This is a genomic window from Treponema sp. SP13 (assembly GCF_050938355.1).
Taxonomy (GTDB): Bacteria; Spirochaetota; Spirochaetia; order Treponematales; family Treponemataceae; genus Treponema_D; species Treponema_D socranskii.
In genome coordinates, this window is sequence record NZ_JADOVM010000002.1 from 227124 (window position 1) to 241315 (window position 14192).

The following is a 14192-nucleotide window of genomic DNA, read 5'->3' on the forward strand; positions in this document are numbered from 1 at the left end:
AATCATTTTTTCCGTGTCGATTTTTTTGCGGCGGGACGGCGCTTTTCGCGTTCGAGCATCTCTTTGATATAAGAGCCCGTATACGACTGTTTGACTTCTGCGACTTCTTCGGGCGTCCCTTTTGCGATGACATTTCCGCCGCGGAAGCCGCCTTCCGGCCCCAAATCGATTATCCAATCGGCTTGGCAGATAACGTCGAGGTTGTGTTCGATCATGATCACCGTATTTCCCGCGTCGACGAGGCGCTGAATCACTTCCATGAGCAGCATGACATCGGCAAAGTGCAAACCGGTCGTCGGTTCGTCGAGTATGTACATCGTTTTGCCCGTCGAAGTGCGCGCGAGTTCGGTCGCAAGCTTTACACGCTGCGCTTCTCCGCCGGAAAGTGTGAGCGCCGACTGACCGAGCTGGATATAGCCGAGGCCGACCGACTTCAGCGTTTCGAGCTTGCGCGCAACGTGCGGGATGCCCGCAAAAAAATCGCACGCTTCTTCGATCGTCATATTGAGCACGTCGTTGATGTTTTTGCCCTTGTACGTTACGTCGAGCGTCTCTTTGTTAAAGCGCTTTCCGCCGCAGACGTCGCACTGGATGTACACGTCGGGCAAAAAATTCATTTCAATGACGATAGTCCCCGCTCCTTGACAATTTTCGCACCTGCCGCCCTTTACATTAAAGCTGAATCTGCCCGGGCCGTAGCCTCGCGCTTTCGCTTCGGGAAGAGATGCAAAGAGATCGCGTATGCCGCTGAAAAGGCCGACGTATGTCGCGGGGTTCGACCGAGGCGTGCGCCCGATGGGGCTTTGATCGATATTGATAACTTTGTCGATATTCGAAACGCCTTCGATCTTTTCGAATTTGCCGACAGAGTATTTTGTACGCATAAGCTTATTGCTGAGCGCGGGATAGAGCACGTCGGAAAGCAGCGTCGATTTGCCGGATCCCGAAACGCCCGTTATACATGTAAAAGTGCCGAGGGGAATCTTTACGGAAACGTTTTTCAGATTGTGCTCCGTCGCTCCCGTAAGTTCGATACAGCTCCCGTTGCCGCCCCTCCGCTCCGCCGGAATCGCCATGCGCAATTTTCCCGCGAGGTATTGACCCGTAACGCTTTCGGCGACGCGCGAAACCTGTTCGGGCGTTCCCGCCGCAACGACGCGGCCGCCGTGCACGCCCGCCGCCGGTCCCAAGTCGACGAGGTAGTCCGCGGTTCGAAGCGTCTGTTCGTCGTGTTCGACGACGATAACCGTATTGCCCGCGTCGCGGAGGTAGGTCAGCGTATCGATCAGTTTTTGATTGTCCCGCTGATGCAGTCCAATCGACGGCTCGTCGAGTATGTACATGACGCCGACGAGGGCGCTTCCGATTTGCGTGGCAAGTCTGATCCGCTGCGCTTCGCCTCCCGACAGCGTTTCCGCCGCACGTTCAAGCGTCAGATAATCGAGTCCGACGTTTTTCAAAAAGCGCAGGCGCGAGCGTATCTCTTTTAAAACTTGGGACGCGATTTCGCTTTCGGAATTCGTCAATCGTATCTTGTCGAAAAAATCGATCGAATCGAGGACGGAAAATTCGGTGATTTCCCAAATATTTTTTCCGCCGACCGTCACTCCGAGCGCTTCGGGACGCAGTCTTTTTCCGCGGCACGCAGCGCATTCGCGGTGCGCCATGTATTTTTCGAGGTTCGTCTTCATCTGGTCGCCCCACGCTTCCGTGTAGCGCCGCTTCATATCGTCGAAGAGACCCGGCCACGCCTGATCGTACACCGAATACCCTTCTCCGCTCTGCTTTTCGTATTCCCAGTGGATAGCGTCTTTCGTGCCGTACAAAAGCGCATCCCTCTGCTTTTTTGTCAATTTTTCGATCGGCGTCGAAAGCGTAAATTTATACGCGTCCGCCAGCCCCTGCATGCGCGCCGTATTCCACGCGGACGAAGGATTGTACGGAAGGATAGCCCACTCGTCGAAAGATTTCGATTCGTCGGGAATCATCAGATTCAAATCGAATTCCATCTTTTCGCCCAAACCGGTGCATTCGGGACAAGCACCGAAAGGATTGTTAAATGAAAAGAGGCGCGGCTGCAGTTCGGGAATCGAAATACCGCAGGAGGGGCACGCGTTCTTTTGCGAAAAAAACACTTCGGCTTCCGAAGATGCTTCCCCGCCTGCAGCATCGTTTTTTTTCGTGACGATGATGGTACCGTTCGAACTTTTTAGCGCCGTTTCAACCGAATCCGCCAAACGCTTGCGCACGGAAGGCGAAATGATAATTCTGTCGACGACGATTTCAATCGTGTGTTTTTTTTGCTTGTCGAGTTTAACCGTATCTTCCAAATCGGCCATAACGCCGTCCACCCGCGCGCGCGCAAAACCCGCCTTTCGCGCGTCTTCAAATACTTTTTGATGTTCGCCTTTTTTTCCGCGCACCACCGGCGAAAGTATCTGCGCCTTCGTACCCTCCGGCCAGCTCATCATCGTGTCGATGATTTGGTCGATCGACTGTTCGGCGATTTCGCGTCCGCAGTTCGGACAGTGCGCGTGCCCGATGCGTGCAAAGAGAAGCCGATAGTAATCGTAGATTTCGGTGATCGTGCCGACCGTCGAACGAGGGTTTTTATTCGTCGATTTTTGTTCGATCGAAATCGCAGGCGAAAGCCCTTCGATCAAATCGACGTCGGGTTTGTCCATCGTACCCAAAAACTGGCGCGCGTATGACGAAAGGCTTTCCATATAACGCCGCTGCCCTTCGGCAAAGAGCGTGTCGAACGCGAGCGAAGATTTTCCGGAACCGGAAAGACCGGAAAGCACGACGAGTTTATTGCGCGGCAAATCGATGTCGACGTTTTGCAGATTGTGCTCGCGCGCACCTCTGATACTTATTTTTTCGCCCGTGACGGGCGCGATATTTTTCGCATATTTTTTCAACTGATAAAATGCGGATGATGCCATAGTACACATAAGTATAGCGCATAAGAGCTTCGCGCTCAAGGCGGCGGACATCTATGGAAAACAGAGCAGCCGCATCAAAAACTATATCCTCTAAAAAATAGCATATAACGAAAAAATCGGCTGCACTCACCCTGCAAAAAGGTTTTGCGAAGTCTACGGCAGGTATTCGCTTCGGATGTTTTTCAGCGATAAAAAGAGGCGCATCTTTTTCGCATCGTTTCCGCCGGTAAGCCCTTCGAGCAAAAGGCGCGCTTTTTTCCTTCCCGAATTATCCTGATAATCGCAGGTACAGACGGAAGATGCAAAACCTTTTTGCCGGGCGTAATCGACGAGCGTTTTTTCGCCGACATAGCACAGCGGGCGCAAAATCGTAACGGGATAATTTTTATACGAAAGCTTCGGCGGCATCGTCGAAAGTTCGCCCCGCTCGAGCATATTCATGAGAAGCGTTTCGAGGATATCGTCGAGATGATGACCGAGCGCGATTTTATTGAATTTATGTTCGATCGCGTAATTCAAAAGTTCCGTCCGCCGCTGCGTCGAACACCACCAGCAGTTCATCTTTTGTCCCTTTTTGAGCCGAGCGAGCACGTCGACGCCGATGATTTCAAAGGGCACTCCCCACTCGCAAAATAAGCGCGCGATGCCTTCGGGAAAAGCGGGCGCAAAATCGCTTTGTATCGCGACGGCTTTATATGAAAAACTGCAATCGGGGCGCAATGAGCGGAGCGCAAAATACTCTGTGAGAGCGGTCGAATCCTTTCCGCCCGACGCGCCCACGAGGATGCGATCTCCGTCTTCGATCATCGCGTAATCGAAAACGGCTTTATCGATAAGGCTTTGCAGTTTCGGATGAGAGGCCATCTCGCTTCAGCGCTTTTTCAAATGGACGGCAAAACCGTTGATCTCTTTGTCCAGATAGATGAATTTCAGCGGCGACTTTTTCGCATCCCCCGTCCACTGCGCGCTGTCGGCGACCGGCTTAAAACCGTAGGCGGCAAGGTACGTAAGCGCGCGTTCGATATTGTACGTCAGAATTCCGATGTGTCCGTTTTTGCCTTTTACGCCGTTTTTCATCAATTCGAATTCGGTTCCGCAAAACCACGACAATTCGTCTTCGACGCCTTTAAATCCGAACGCTTCGAGTTCTTTGACGCCTTCCGCGCATTCGCCCTCTCCGTGAAAATTTATGCCGACATGAGCAAAACCGAATCCGAGAGAAGCTTCGACCGCTTCTTTCGACAAGCGCGTAATTTCATCCCATCGTTTCGCTTTGATAAGGCTGCCTTTCACCATCCAGCTGCCGGAAACGGCCGCGACGTTCGACAGCGCAAAATAATTTGCCATATTGTCGAGATTCAATCCGCCGCTCGGAAGAAATTTTATACGCGGAAAGGGACCGGCAAAAGCTTTGAGCGCAGCGCAGCCGCCTGAAATTTCTGCAGGGAAAAATTTGAGCACGGAAAGACCTTTTGCAGCGGCCGCCGTAATTTCGCTCGCCGTAGAAACTCCGGGGTATGTTACGATACCGTGCGAGACGGAATAATCGACGACCTCTTCTTTAAAACCCGGAGAAACGATAAACTTTGCACCCGAATCGATTGCCGCCTTTGCAAGCTCGACGCTCGTCACGGTACCGGCTCCTATATGCATCGCGGAAACTTTTTCGTGCACGTCGCGTATCGCGCGCGCACTTCCTTCATAATCGGACGGATTACGGAACGTGATCTCCATCGCGGTGATGCCGCCTTTAAGGAGAGCCGTTGCAAGCGGAACTGCGTCATCCGGCGAATCGAGCGCTACGACGGGAACGATACCCGTTTTATGCAATACATCGTATTCCTTTTCAAACATATCGATACCCCCGCATAATACTTTCGCTTCGGCCAGTATAACACGGACGCCGAACAAAAGTACAGTAAAACGATTAGAGCGCAAATTCACGTACGTGCACGTGTAAATCCGCATCTTGACGAAATGCTCGATATCCGCTACAGTGGATACTACACCGCTTTCAGGTGCGCGATTAGCTCAGTTGGTTAGAGTACAAGCATGACACGCTTGGGGTCACTAGTTCGATTCTAGTATCGCGCATCGGAAAGCGGTATTTTTATTTTTCCCGCTGTTTCAATACATCTCCGCTCAGGTCTGTGTACAATTGCTCGGAAAGCGGTTATCGTCTATACTTGACGCATGAAAAAAATCGGCATCGTCACCGGAGCGAGTTCAGGTATGGGGGCGGAATTCGCGCTGCAGATCGCACGACAAAAAAAGTGCGACGAACTCTGGCTCATCGCGCGCAGAAAAGAAAAGCTCGATGCGCTCTGCAAAAAAATCGAATCGCAAAAGGGCGTCGTCCCGCGCGCGGTCGCGATGGACATACGCGGACGCGAAGGAGTCGAACGGTTCGCACGGCTGCTCGAAAAAGAAAAAGAAGCAGGAGATTTTACGGTCGACATACTCGTCAATAACGCCGGCTTCGGCACTTACGGCCCCTTTTCGGAAACCGACGTCATGCGCGAACTCGATATGATAGACCTAAACTGTACAGCGCTCACCGGACTCTGCGGCGTGTCGCTTCCGTACATGAAATGCGGTTCCCTCATCATCAATACGGCAAGCCTCGCAGCATTTTCGCCGCTCGGAAACTTTGCCGTCTACGCAGCAACGAAAGCGTACGTGCTGAGTTTTACGCTCGCGCTCGCAGCCGAAGTACGACAGCGCGGCATACGCGTGTGCGCGCTCTGCCCGGGATCGGTCAGCACCGAATTCGCAAGCGTTGCATCGAACGGAGCGCGCAAAGAAGTGCTCCGCGGCATCGCTTCGGATACGGTAGTTGCGCACTGTTTAAAGCGCGCGAAACGAGGAAAGAAAATCGTGCTTATGAGATGGAAGTGGAAATTTTTTGCCGCTGCAAGCCGATGGCTCGGCCGATATGCGATCGCGCGTTTTACGTACGAACACTGGAAGCGCCCGTATAGGAAATAGTGAGTGAGGAAACCTGTATATGGGTTGGACAGGCTGATGGAGGATGATGTGAACTTATGCCGGAGTTATGGTGAGATCCTTATATTCAAATATGAAAGCGTCACATTCGAATACATAAATATGCTATACAGATGCATATTTATGTAAATAAAATTATTCGGCAAAATCGCACCAACCCCGTTAAAACGGGCCGATTTTGCACGGTTTTTTGCAAATTTCGGAAAAAAATTATTAATTTTTACTGCCCGCATCATTGCATAAATATACGGTTTTCTCATTCTTCCCGCACGCGGTATACGCCCTTCGTTTCGCACACAAAGCGTTCTTCGAGCAAACGAAGGGCGGCTTTTTCCAAGCGCGAAAGAGAGATGCGCTCCGAGCGCGCAATTTCCGAAAGCGTGGCCGATTTTTTTTCGGTAAGCTGCCGAACGATGGCGCCGCGCGCTTCGCGGAGAGAGCCACGGAAAGGGGACTGCCGCACGTAGTGCGCGCTTTTTTGCGACGGATTTTGCACGCGCTTTTTAAGCTCGGCTCCGTAATCCATGAGCGCCCAGTACCATTCGCGTACATTCGTTTTGTCGAGCGTCCGTTCGACGAGAGGAAGAATTTCCGCATCCGATACTTTTTCGTTTGTGTTTCCGAAAAAGAAAAAAATAAACACCGAGCGGATATTCGTTTCGATAAAGACTTCGGCTTTGTTAAACGCAAAGGCCGCTACGGCGCCCGCCGTATACGGTCCGATCCCGGGAAGAGATTCGAGGAGTTTTCTTTCGCGGGGAAATTTTCCGCCGTAAGAAGCGCACACTTCCCTGCACGCTTCCTGCAGATACTTCGCCCGCCTGTTGTAGCCGAGGCCGTTCCAGTGCGCAAGCACATCCGAAAAAGGCGCCGAAGCGAGAGAGGGCGCATCGGGAAACGCTTCGATCCACGCTTCGTATTTCGGAACGACGCGGAGTGTCTGTGTCTGCTGCAGCATCATTTCCGAAACGAGTATTTTGTACGCGTCGCGCGTTTTCCGCCACGGAAAAATCCTCGCGCGCTCTTTATAATTTTTAATAATCGCCGCTCGAAAATCGTCTACCGCGTCTTGAGTCAATGTCATGCTTTTTGTGCAAGGCATCCGCTTAACCGACCTTTTCGACAAAACCGCGGGATGCAAGCTCCAAAAGGATATCGTCCGCGATCTCTTCAGGAGTTTTGCATTCGGTGTCGATGACGATATCGGCTACTTTTTCGTAGGCATCGTTGTCGATACCGTAGATTTTTTTATAACGCTTCGTATCTTCTCTGTCGCGCATCGCGGTAAAATCGGCGATGCTCTGCAAATCGCCTCCTTCGCGTTTGAAGATGCGCCGAGAACGCGCGAGGTCGCTCGCTTTGAGATAGACTTTTATGTCGGCTTTTTCGAGCATCCAAATCGCAAGGCGAGAACCGAGTACGCAGGATTCTTTTTCGGCGAGTTCCACTTGATGCGTGTCGATATATCTGTCATAGCCGTCGTCGTTTTTCGCATTTTCGATAACTTGTTCGAGCGTAAGCCCTCTTTCTTCGGCGAGCTGACGGAACGTATAATTGACAAGTTTGATGCCGAGAGAACGTGCAAGGAGCGAGCTCACCGTCGTATTGCCGCAGCCGGATTTTCCCGAAACCGCAATGCGGAGTTCCCTGCCGTCTTTAATTTTATACCGTGCCATACATTTCCTTATATTTTCCTTTTGTCGATTATTAATTTATTCGATATTTCGCGCCTGCTCGCGTATGTTTTCGAGGGCGTCTTTTGCGGCGATCACTTGGGCGCTGACGTCGGCGAATTGGCTTTTGCTGCCGATCGTATTGATTTCACGGTTTATCTCCTGACACAAAAAATCGATTTTTTTGCCGGGAGCGGCGTTCGTCAGCATTTCGTTTTTAAGCGCTTCGAGATGGCTTTGCAGGCGGACGACTTCTTCGTTTATCGTATACTTTACGATCATGACGGCGGTTTCGGTCATGATGCGCTGCTCGTCGGCAGCGTCTCCCAAAAGTTCGTTGAATTTTTGCGCAATTTGCTTTTTAAAAAGAGAGTCCATTTCGCCCTGCCGCTTTTTAAAAAAATCCGCAGCATGGAAAAGCGTTTCGAGTTTTTCTTCTATGTCGCAGGCGAGGTTTTCGCCTTCCCGCTTTCGGTCATCGCAAAAGGATTCGAGAGCGTCGGTAAAGACCGGAAAAATCATATTCCGATATTTTTCCATGTCATAGGTCATTTCGGTTTTGAGTACGCCGGGCTGCGAGGCGACGATGGAAAGGAAGTCATTCTTTTGCGCACCGACAGCCGATGCAATATCTAAAATCGCACGGGCATAAAACTTCGCGGCGGGAATGTCGGCGGTAACGATGCAGTCGGGATCCGTTTCTTTTACGCGGATAAAGACATCGACTTTTCCGCGCACAACTTTTTCGGCGATCGCTTCGCGGAAACGCTGTTCGAGCCGATTCAAATACGGCGGGAGGTTTATCGTCACATCCAAAAATCGCGCGTTTACGGATTTTATTTCGACCGAAACGGAAGAGTCTCTGTTTTCCGTTTCACTGTAAGCATAACCGGTCATGCTCGTCATAGCGCAGTCCTCATTTTTTTGCCGCATCCTTGCACGCGGCAAAAAGAGCGGTACCGAGTTTCCAGTTGTCGCCCGCGCCCATCGTTACAAAAAGACAGCCGTTCGGAAAATCGGCTGAAAGCGGTTTTGTCAATTCTGAAAGCGCAAAGTCTTTCGCATCGAGTACTTCTTCAAAATAATGAACGTTTCCGTGATGCGCTTTTGTCTTTTCGAAAAGCGTTTTTCCGGTAACGCTCCCCCCTTCGGCGCTTTCGCGCGCGGAAGCGTATATTTTATGCAGAATCACTTCGTCGGCATCGGAAAAAGCCGAAGCGAATTCTTCGAGGAGAGCTGAAGTGCGCGTATAGGTGTGCGACATAAAATCGACGATGATTTTTCTGCCGCCGTAAAATTCGCGGAAACCTTTGAGCGTCGTTTTGATCGCCGTCGGGTGATGACCGTAATCGTCGATAAAGACGACGGAGTTTTTGCCCGCGAACGCTTTTCCGACGACTTCGCTCCGCCGCTTTCCGCCTCTGAAATTTGCAAGGCCGCGTACGATCCGTTCGCGGTAGAGATCGGGATCTTTTCCGTCGCTTTTAATAATTTCCCGCACAAGGGCGGACGCCGCGCACGCGTCGAGCACTTCGTGTTTTCCGGGAACGTAAAGAGAAGCCTCTCCCAAAAAGCCGATCGAAAAATGCTGCGCTTCGTTTTCGGTTTTACCGATCGTCAAGCGGTAATCGCCCTGCGCCTTTTCCCCGTAGGGGATCATTTCGATGTCGCCCCTCTTTTTATATGCCGCTTCGGCCGCTTCGACTGCGCCCCTGTCGTCCGCGCAGTAGATGAGGGTGCCGCCTGACGGCAGCTTGCAGATAAAATCGATAAAGGCGTTTTTAATGTCTTCATAGGTCGGATAATAATCCTGATGATCGCTTTCGACGCTCGTCAAAATTATCTTTTGAGGATGGAAGGACATAAAGTGGCGCCGGTATTCGCAGGTTTCCGCAACAAAATAATTGCGAGATTTTTTTATGTCGTAGTTTTCGCTTGTCATCGTGCAGCTTCCGCCGAAAGAGGCGATGGAGGAGCCCGCAAGCACTTGCACGGGGATATCCGTTTCTTCGAAAATCGTTCCGACGATTCCGGTCGTGCTCGTTTTACCGTGGACGCCCGAAACCGCGGCGCTGTAAGACTGCGCGGAAACTGCTCCGAGCGCTTCGGTGTATAAAAGACAGGGTATGGTACGAGAGCGCGCTTCGATCAAGTCGGGATTTTTTTCAGGATCGTATGCCGACGAATAGATGACGTAATCGATATCGCCTGTGATGTTACTTTCCGAAAACGCTTGGGCGCGTATGCCGAGCTTTTCGAGAACGGCGTCGGTATAAAACCTTTCCGCAACATCGCTTCCGGTTATAAGGGCGCCGCGTTTTTTGAGGATTTCGACGAGGGCGGTCATACCGGTGCCTTTGATGCCGACGAAGTGAACGCGAACGCCGGTAAAATCTTTCGGAAGAGAAATCGATGACATGAGCTTTATTTTAGCACAAGCGCAAAAAACGCACAATGCGGAGAATCGTGTCGCCGCATATATATTGCTCTACCAGCGTACAGTATGATATACTGTACGTTGTTAAGAAAAATCCAACATACGGTATGTTACCGTAACACAAGGGCATTCCTGTGATAAACAACAAGCTTATAACAAAAAAAAATTCATTAAAACAAGACGCATATAAAAAAATTTACGATCTCGTGACGACAAATGTTATAAAACCGGGCGATATTATCAATTTAGCTGATTTGGAAAAACATCTAAAACTCAGCAGAGCTCCCATCAGAGACGCTTTGATAGAGCTTTGCAGCGAAAACGTGTTTAAAAGCATCCCGAGATACGGCTATGAATTAATCGTCCTCAAACAAGAAGATTTAATCGAAATGCTGAACTACCGGTTGATATTGGAGTGCGGCTTTTTGGATAAAAATTGGGAAAAAATCGTTATGTGCAATCCCGGCGTATTGGATTATTTATTGGGATATACCAAAAATCTCACGAATACGGATGCGGTGAGTGAATGGCAAAACAGTACATTATTTCACATAGAATTATTCAAACTGCACGGCAATGCGTATGCGTTAAGCAGTTTGGAACACGCCATAAAAAATCTGACGCGTTTTTTCATTCAGAATTACTGGAAAAATTGGGCGGAAATTTCAAACGACACCCTCAACCTGTACCATGAAAATATTATCAGGGCAATAAAAAACAACGACAAAGAAAGCGCTTTAAAATATTTGAGTATGGATATCGGCGGATTTAAAAGATAGATCTGAAAAAAATATTCGAAAACGAAGCTTTCAAAAAGGCAATCGCGCGTTTTCTGTTTTCCTTATAATATGTGCGGTATTTGTATAATGATCGCAAAAAAATCATAAAATATTTTTAATTATTTCCTTGACAATTCGTATTTCTGTGGTATCATCTCATTGATATATTAATGATATATCAATGAGATGTTTTAATTTATAATGTCTCATTAACAAATTTGTTTTCCTGTCCCGAAAGATAGATTTATCAAATTTATTGAGGAGGCAATTTATGGAAACCATGCAGTTGGGGTTTATTTCTCTGATACCTACAATTGTGATGTTTGTATTCGTTTTTTGGACTAAACGGATGCTCCTGTCGTTTACGATAGCGACGCTGGTCGGTTCCGTTTTAATCGGCGGTTTTACTTTTCCGACCGTATGGCTCGACAAACTGCAAACTGCATGGGCGGCGGGCACGTGCGGATATCTTGTCGTTATGCTTTCCCTATTCGGCATATTGATCAAGCTTTTGGACGTATCGGGCTACTCTCTCGAATTTGCAAATTGGATGGGAAAGTATGCAAATACGCGCAGAAAAGCGATGCTTATCACGTTTGCAATGGGATGGCTGATCTTTGTCGACGACTATTTGAACAATATGGCCGTTTCGACCGCTATGAAGAATATCTGCGATAAACATAAAATTCCGCGCACTTTATTCGGTTTTTTGGTCAATTGTACGGCAGCACCGGTGTGCGTATTGATCCCCGTATCGACATGGGCGGCTTTTTATTCCGGTTTATTCGAAGAGATGAACGTACGGGTAAACGGAACGGGCTTGGGCGCATATATTGCGGGTATGCCGTTTTTATTTTATCCCGTCATCTTATTGCTCATCTGTTTTCTTATCATCATCGGAGTATTCCCGCTGCTCGGAATCACCAAAAAAGATAATGAATTGGCGATGCAAACCGGTATAGTGTGTTCGAAAGAAGAATCCCTTGACGGAAAAGAATTACATGCGGACTCTTCGAATTCCGGCGAAACGCAAACAAAAAACAATCCTTTAAAATTCCTCGCTACTATGATCACCATCGTTACGATTACGATCGTCACGAAAAATGTTATGGTCGCTTGTATGGGCGCTATAGTCGTAGTAGTCGGCATCATCGTATTTGAAAAAAAGCTGAAACTGACGGAGGTGTTTTCGCATTCTTTTGAAGGAATCGCAAGTATGCTTACCGTCGACGCGACTATCGCTCTTGCGCTGACTCTTGTCGAGATAAACAAGACGACGGGTATGACCGACTATGTCATCACCGTTCTTACTCCGCTGCTCAACGGTTCCATATTCGCCGCAATCGTATTCGCGTTCTGCGGCGCGTATGTGTTTTTTGCCGGCGGTTTTTGGGACGGTTCCATGATATTTGCTCCCATAGTCGTGCCTATCGCAGTTGCATTGGGAGTCAATCCGCTTTTGTCGTGCATGGCACTGGTATGCGCGGCGACGCTCGGAAGCACGACTTTTGTCGCAGGCGATGCCGTTATGATCACATCGGGCGCGGTGGAAATCAAGCCGTACTACCAAATGCTCGGAACGTTTCCGTACGCTTTGATAGGCTATATATTAACCATAATCGGATTCGCAATTACAGGATTTATCGTAAAGTAAAAGATATGTATGAACAATAATATCGCAGACAAAATATTTTTAAGTAATGCGATTTTTACGGGAGACGGCTCTTTGCCGTTTCCCGGCGGCGTCGCCGTCAGCGGCAATAAAATTATCGCCGTCGGTGAAAAGACGGCAATCCTATCCTGCCGCGGAACAAATACGTGTGTTTACGATTTCGGCGATTGCTTAATAATGCCCGGAATATGCGATGCGCACGGCCATTATTCCATGGGAGCTTTGTACGACAGCAAGTATTTTATCAACGACATACTGTACTCGCATTCGGAACAGGAATGCGTGTCAATGGTAAAAGCTTTTGCAGACGCTCATCCTGAATACGACTGTATCATAGGACAGGGATGGTTTCCCGCAAATTGGAACAACGCCGAACTGCCGACGAAAAAATCGTTGGATCGCGCTATTCCCGACAGGCCTGTTTACCTCGCCGCGGCGGATGCGCACACGGGTTGGCTTAACAGCAAAGCACTCGATGAAATAGGCATAGGTACCGGCAAGCCAGAATACGGGAGCAATATCGTACTTTTACCGAACGGAGAACCGAGCGGAATTTTGCGAGAAAACGCTTGGTTCAAATTGGCGTCGAGTAAAACGTTTGTACCCGCCGATTCGATCAGCGATGAAGTCAATACGGACTTAATGCGTAAACTCTCAAAAGTAGGCATTACTACGTTTTGCGACGTTTCGGGAATTTTACACGGCGTAAAATACGATTCTTTGGAACGCATGGATAAAGCCGGTACATTAACCGTCAGAATAAATTTGAATCCCGCCATCGGGCCCGATAAAGATCAAAAAACGCTTGCCGAATTGAAGAAAAAATATTGCTCGGATAAGCTCAAAGTTACGGGACTGAAAGGCGTCATAGACGGCGTAACTTCAACGTATACGGGATATCTGTTGAAACCGTACGACGATAAACCCGATACGTCGGGTTTGCTGACCGCTTCCGAAGAGTATTTTGAACAATGTATCATAAATGCAAACGGATACGGCTTCGGCGTGAGACTCCATTGCATCGCCGACGGTTCGGTAAGATTGGCTTTGGATTGTTTTGAAAAATCGAATGCGGTAAACGATAACCGTTTAATACGCAATTCAATCGAACACATTGAAAACATACACCCCGACGACATAGCGCGCTTTAAACAGCTGGGGGTGATAGCGTCTATGCAGCCGCGCCATCTAGCCCTCGATGCGAACGAAAAGATCATACGATTGGGAAAAGAACGATGCCGCTGGGAATGGCCGTGCCGCTCTATCCTTGAATCGGGCGGAATCCTCGCCTTAGGGACGGACTACCCTGTCGTCGATTTCGATCCGTTTGAAACGATATACTACGGCGTTACGCGTAACGGTTATGATAGGAAGCCGACGGGCGTAAATCCGTCCGAACGGCTTACAATGTCGCAAGCCTTAAAGGCTTATACGTTTGGAGGCGCATATGTATCGGGACGAGAAAAAGAATTAGGTACATTGGAAAGAGGAAAGCTGGCGGATATAGCCGTACTCGATCAAAATCTTTTTACTGTCGATGAAGAAAAAATACCCGACACAAAAGTGCTCATGACAGTATTCGACGGCGATATCATCTACGAAAACAAAAATTAAATTTATGGGAGTGAAATTATGATGGCGACGTTCAGTAAACACTTGGATTTAAATTATACCCTTAAT

Annotated in this window: 11 protein-coding genes and 1 tRNA gene; 5 read left to right on the forward strand and 7 right to left on the reverse strand. The window is 49.0% G+C overall.

Annotation, left to right across the window (positions count from 1 at the left end; translation table 11 throughout):
- Positions 1-2: 2 nt before the first annotated feature.
- From uvrA to IZU26_RS05215, 3 genes are all read right to left on the reverse strand, one after another.
- Positions 3-2945 (reverse strand): excinuclease ABC subunit UvrA, encoded by a 2943-nt coding sequence (gene uvrA / locus IZU26_RS05205; protein ID WP_433277310.1) that lies wholly within the window; start codon positions 2943-2945, stop codon positions 3-5.
- A 153-nt stretch (positions 2946-3098) separates the two neighbouring features.
- Positions 3099-3809, reverse strand: a complete 711-nt coding sequence (locus tag IZU26_RS05210; protein WP_431726141.1) for a tRNA 2-thiocytidine biosynthesis TtcA family protein — start codon at positions 3807-3809, stop codon at positions 3099-3101.
- Positions 3810-3815: 6 nt separating this feature from the next.
- Complete coding sequence (locus IZU26_RS05215; protein ID WP_433277312.1) at positions 3816-4799, reverse strand: bifunctional 4-hydroxy-2-oxoglutarate aldolase/2-dehydro-3-deoxy-phosphogluconate aldolase; 984 nt, start codon at positions 4797-4799, stop codon at positions 3816-3818.
- Positions 4800-4965: 166 nt separating this feature from the next.
- On the opposite strand from IZU26_RS05215, the gene IZU26_RS05220 reads away from it, so the two are divergent.
- Positions 4966-5039, forward strand: a tRNA-Val gene (locus tag IZU26_RS05220).
- Positions 5040-5138: 99 nt separating this feature from the next.
- A complete protein-coding gene (locus IZU26_RS05225) occupies positions 5139-5933 on the forward strand; it encodes an SDR family NAD(P)-dependent oxidoreductase (protein WP_433277314.1) in 795 nt (264 codons plus the stop codon).
- A gap of 274 nt (positions 5934-6207) precedes the next feature.
- On the opposite strand, the gene IZU26_RS05230 is transcribed toward IZU26_RS05225, so the two are convergent.
- From IZU26_RS05230 to murC, 4 genes are read right to left on the reverse strand one after another with little or no spacing between them, the layout of a single operon-like run.
- Entirely contained in the window at positions 6208-7035 is an 828-nt protein-coding gene (locus IZU26_RS05230; RefSeq protein ID WP_433277315.1) for an A/G-specific adenine glycosylase, read from the reverse strand.
- 22 nt (positions 7036-7057) lie between these two features.
- Entirely contained in the window at positions 7058-7627 is a 570-nt protein-coding gene (gene cmk / locus IZU26_RS05235) for a (d)CMP kinase (RefSeq protein WP_021331475.1), read from the reverse strand.
- Between the two features lie 36 nt (positions 7628-7663).
- Complete coding sequence (locus tag IZU26_RS05240) at positions 7664-8530, reverse strand: YicC/YloC family endoribonuclease (RefSeq protein ID WP_433277317.1); 867 nt, start codon at positions 8528-8530, stop codon at positions 7664-7666.
- Between the two features lie 10 nt (positions 8531-8540).
- Positions 8541-10043 (reverse strand): UDP-N-acetylmuramate--L-alanine ligase, encoded by a 1503-nt coding sequence (gene murC / locus IZU26_RS05245; RefSeq protein ID WP_433277318.1) that lies wholly within the window; start codon positions 10041-10043, stop codon positions 8541-8543.
- 152 nt (positions 10044-10195) lie between these two features.
- Between murC and IZU26_RS05250 the strand changes: the two genes are divergently transcribed.
- The 3 genes from IZU26_RS05250 to IZU26_RS05260 all read left to right on the forward strand — a co-directional run bounded on the left by IZU26_RS05250 (position 10196) and on the right by IZU26_RS05260 (position 14126).
- Complete coding sequence (locus IZU26_RS05250) at positions 10196-10840, forward strand: GntR family transcriptional regulator (RefSeq protein WP_433277320.1); 645 nt, start codon at positions 10196-10198, stop codon at positions 10838-10840.
- Positions 10841-11111: 271 nt separating this feature from the next.
- Complete coding sequence (locus IZU26_RS05255) at positions 11112-12494, forward strand: Na+/H+ antiporter NhaC family protein (RefSeq protein ID WP_433277322.1); 1383 nt, start codon at positions 11112-11114, stop codon at positions 12492-12494.
- A gap of 9 nt (positions 12495-12503) precedes the next feature.
- Positions 12504-14126, forward strand: a complete 1623-nt coding sequence (locus tag IZU26_RS05260; protein WP_433277323.1) for an amidohydrolase — start codon at positions 12504-12506, stop codon at positions 14124-14126.
- Positions 14127-14192: the final 66 nt, after the last annotated feature.

Coding starts and splice junctions, on each gene's coding strand:
- uvrA (WP_433277310.1), bottom strand. CDS start 2,945: ATGGCATCATCCGCATTTTATCAGTTGAAAAAATATGCGAAAAATATC.
- IZU26_RS05255 (WP_433277322.1), top strand. CDS start 11,112: ATGGAAACCATGCAGTTGGGGTTTATTTCTCTGATACCTACAATTGTG.
- murC (WP_433277318.1), bottom strand. CDS start 10,043: ATGTCATCGATTTCTCTTCCGAAAGATTTTACCGGCGTTCGCGTTCAC.
- IZU26_RS05230 (WP_433277315.1), bottom strand. CDS start 7,035: ATGACATTGACTCAAGACGCGGTAGACGATTTTCGAGCGGCGATTATT.
- IZU26_RS05240 (WP_433277317.1), bottom strand. CDS start 8,530: ATGACGAGCATGACCGGTTATGCTTACAGTGAAACGGAAAACAGAGAC.
- IZU26_RS05260 (WP_433277323.1), top strand. CDS start 12,504: ATGAACAATAATATCGCAGACAAAATATTTTTAAGTAATGCGATTTTT.
- IZU26_RS05210 (WP_431726141.1), bottom strand. CDS start 3,809: ATGGCCTCTCATCCGAAACTGCAAAGCCTTATCGATAAAGCCGTTTTC.
- cmk (WP_021331475.1), bottom strand. CDS start 7,627: ATGGCACGGTATAAAATTAAAGACGGCAGGGAACTCCGCATTGCGGTT.
- IZU26_RS05215 (WP_433277312.1), bottom strand. CDS start 4,799: ATGTTTGAAAAGGAATACGATGTATTGCATAAAACGGGTATCGTTCCC.
- IZU26_RS05225 (WP_433277314.1), top strand. CDS start 5,139: ATGAAAAAAATCGGCATCGTCACCGGAGCGAGTTCAGGTATGGGGGCG.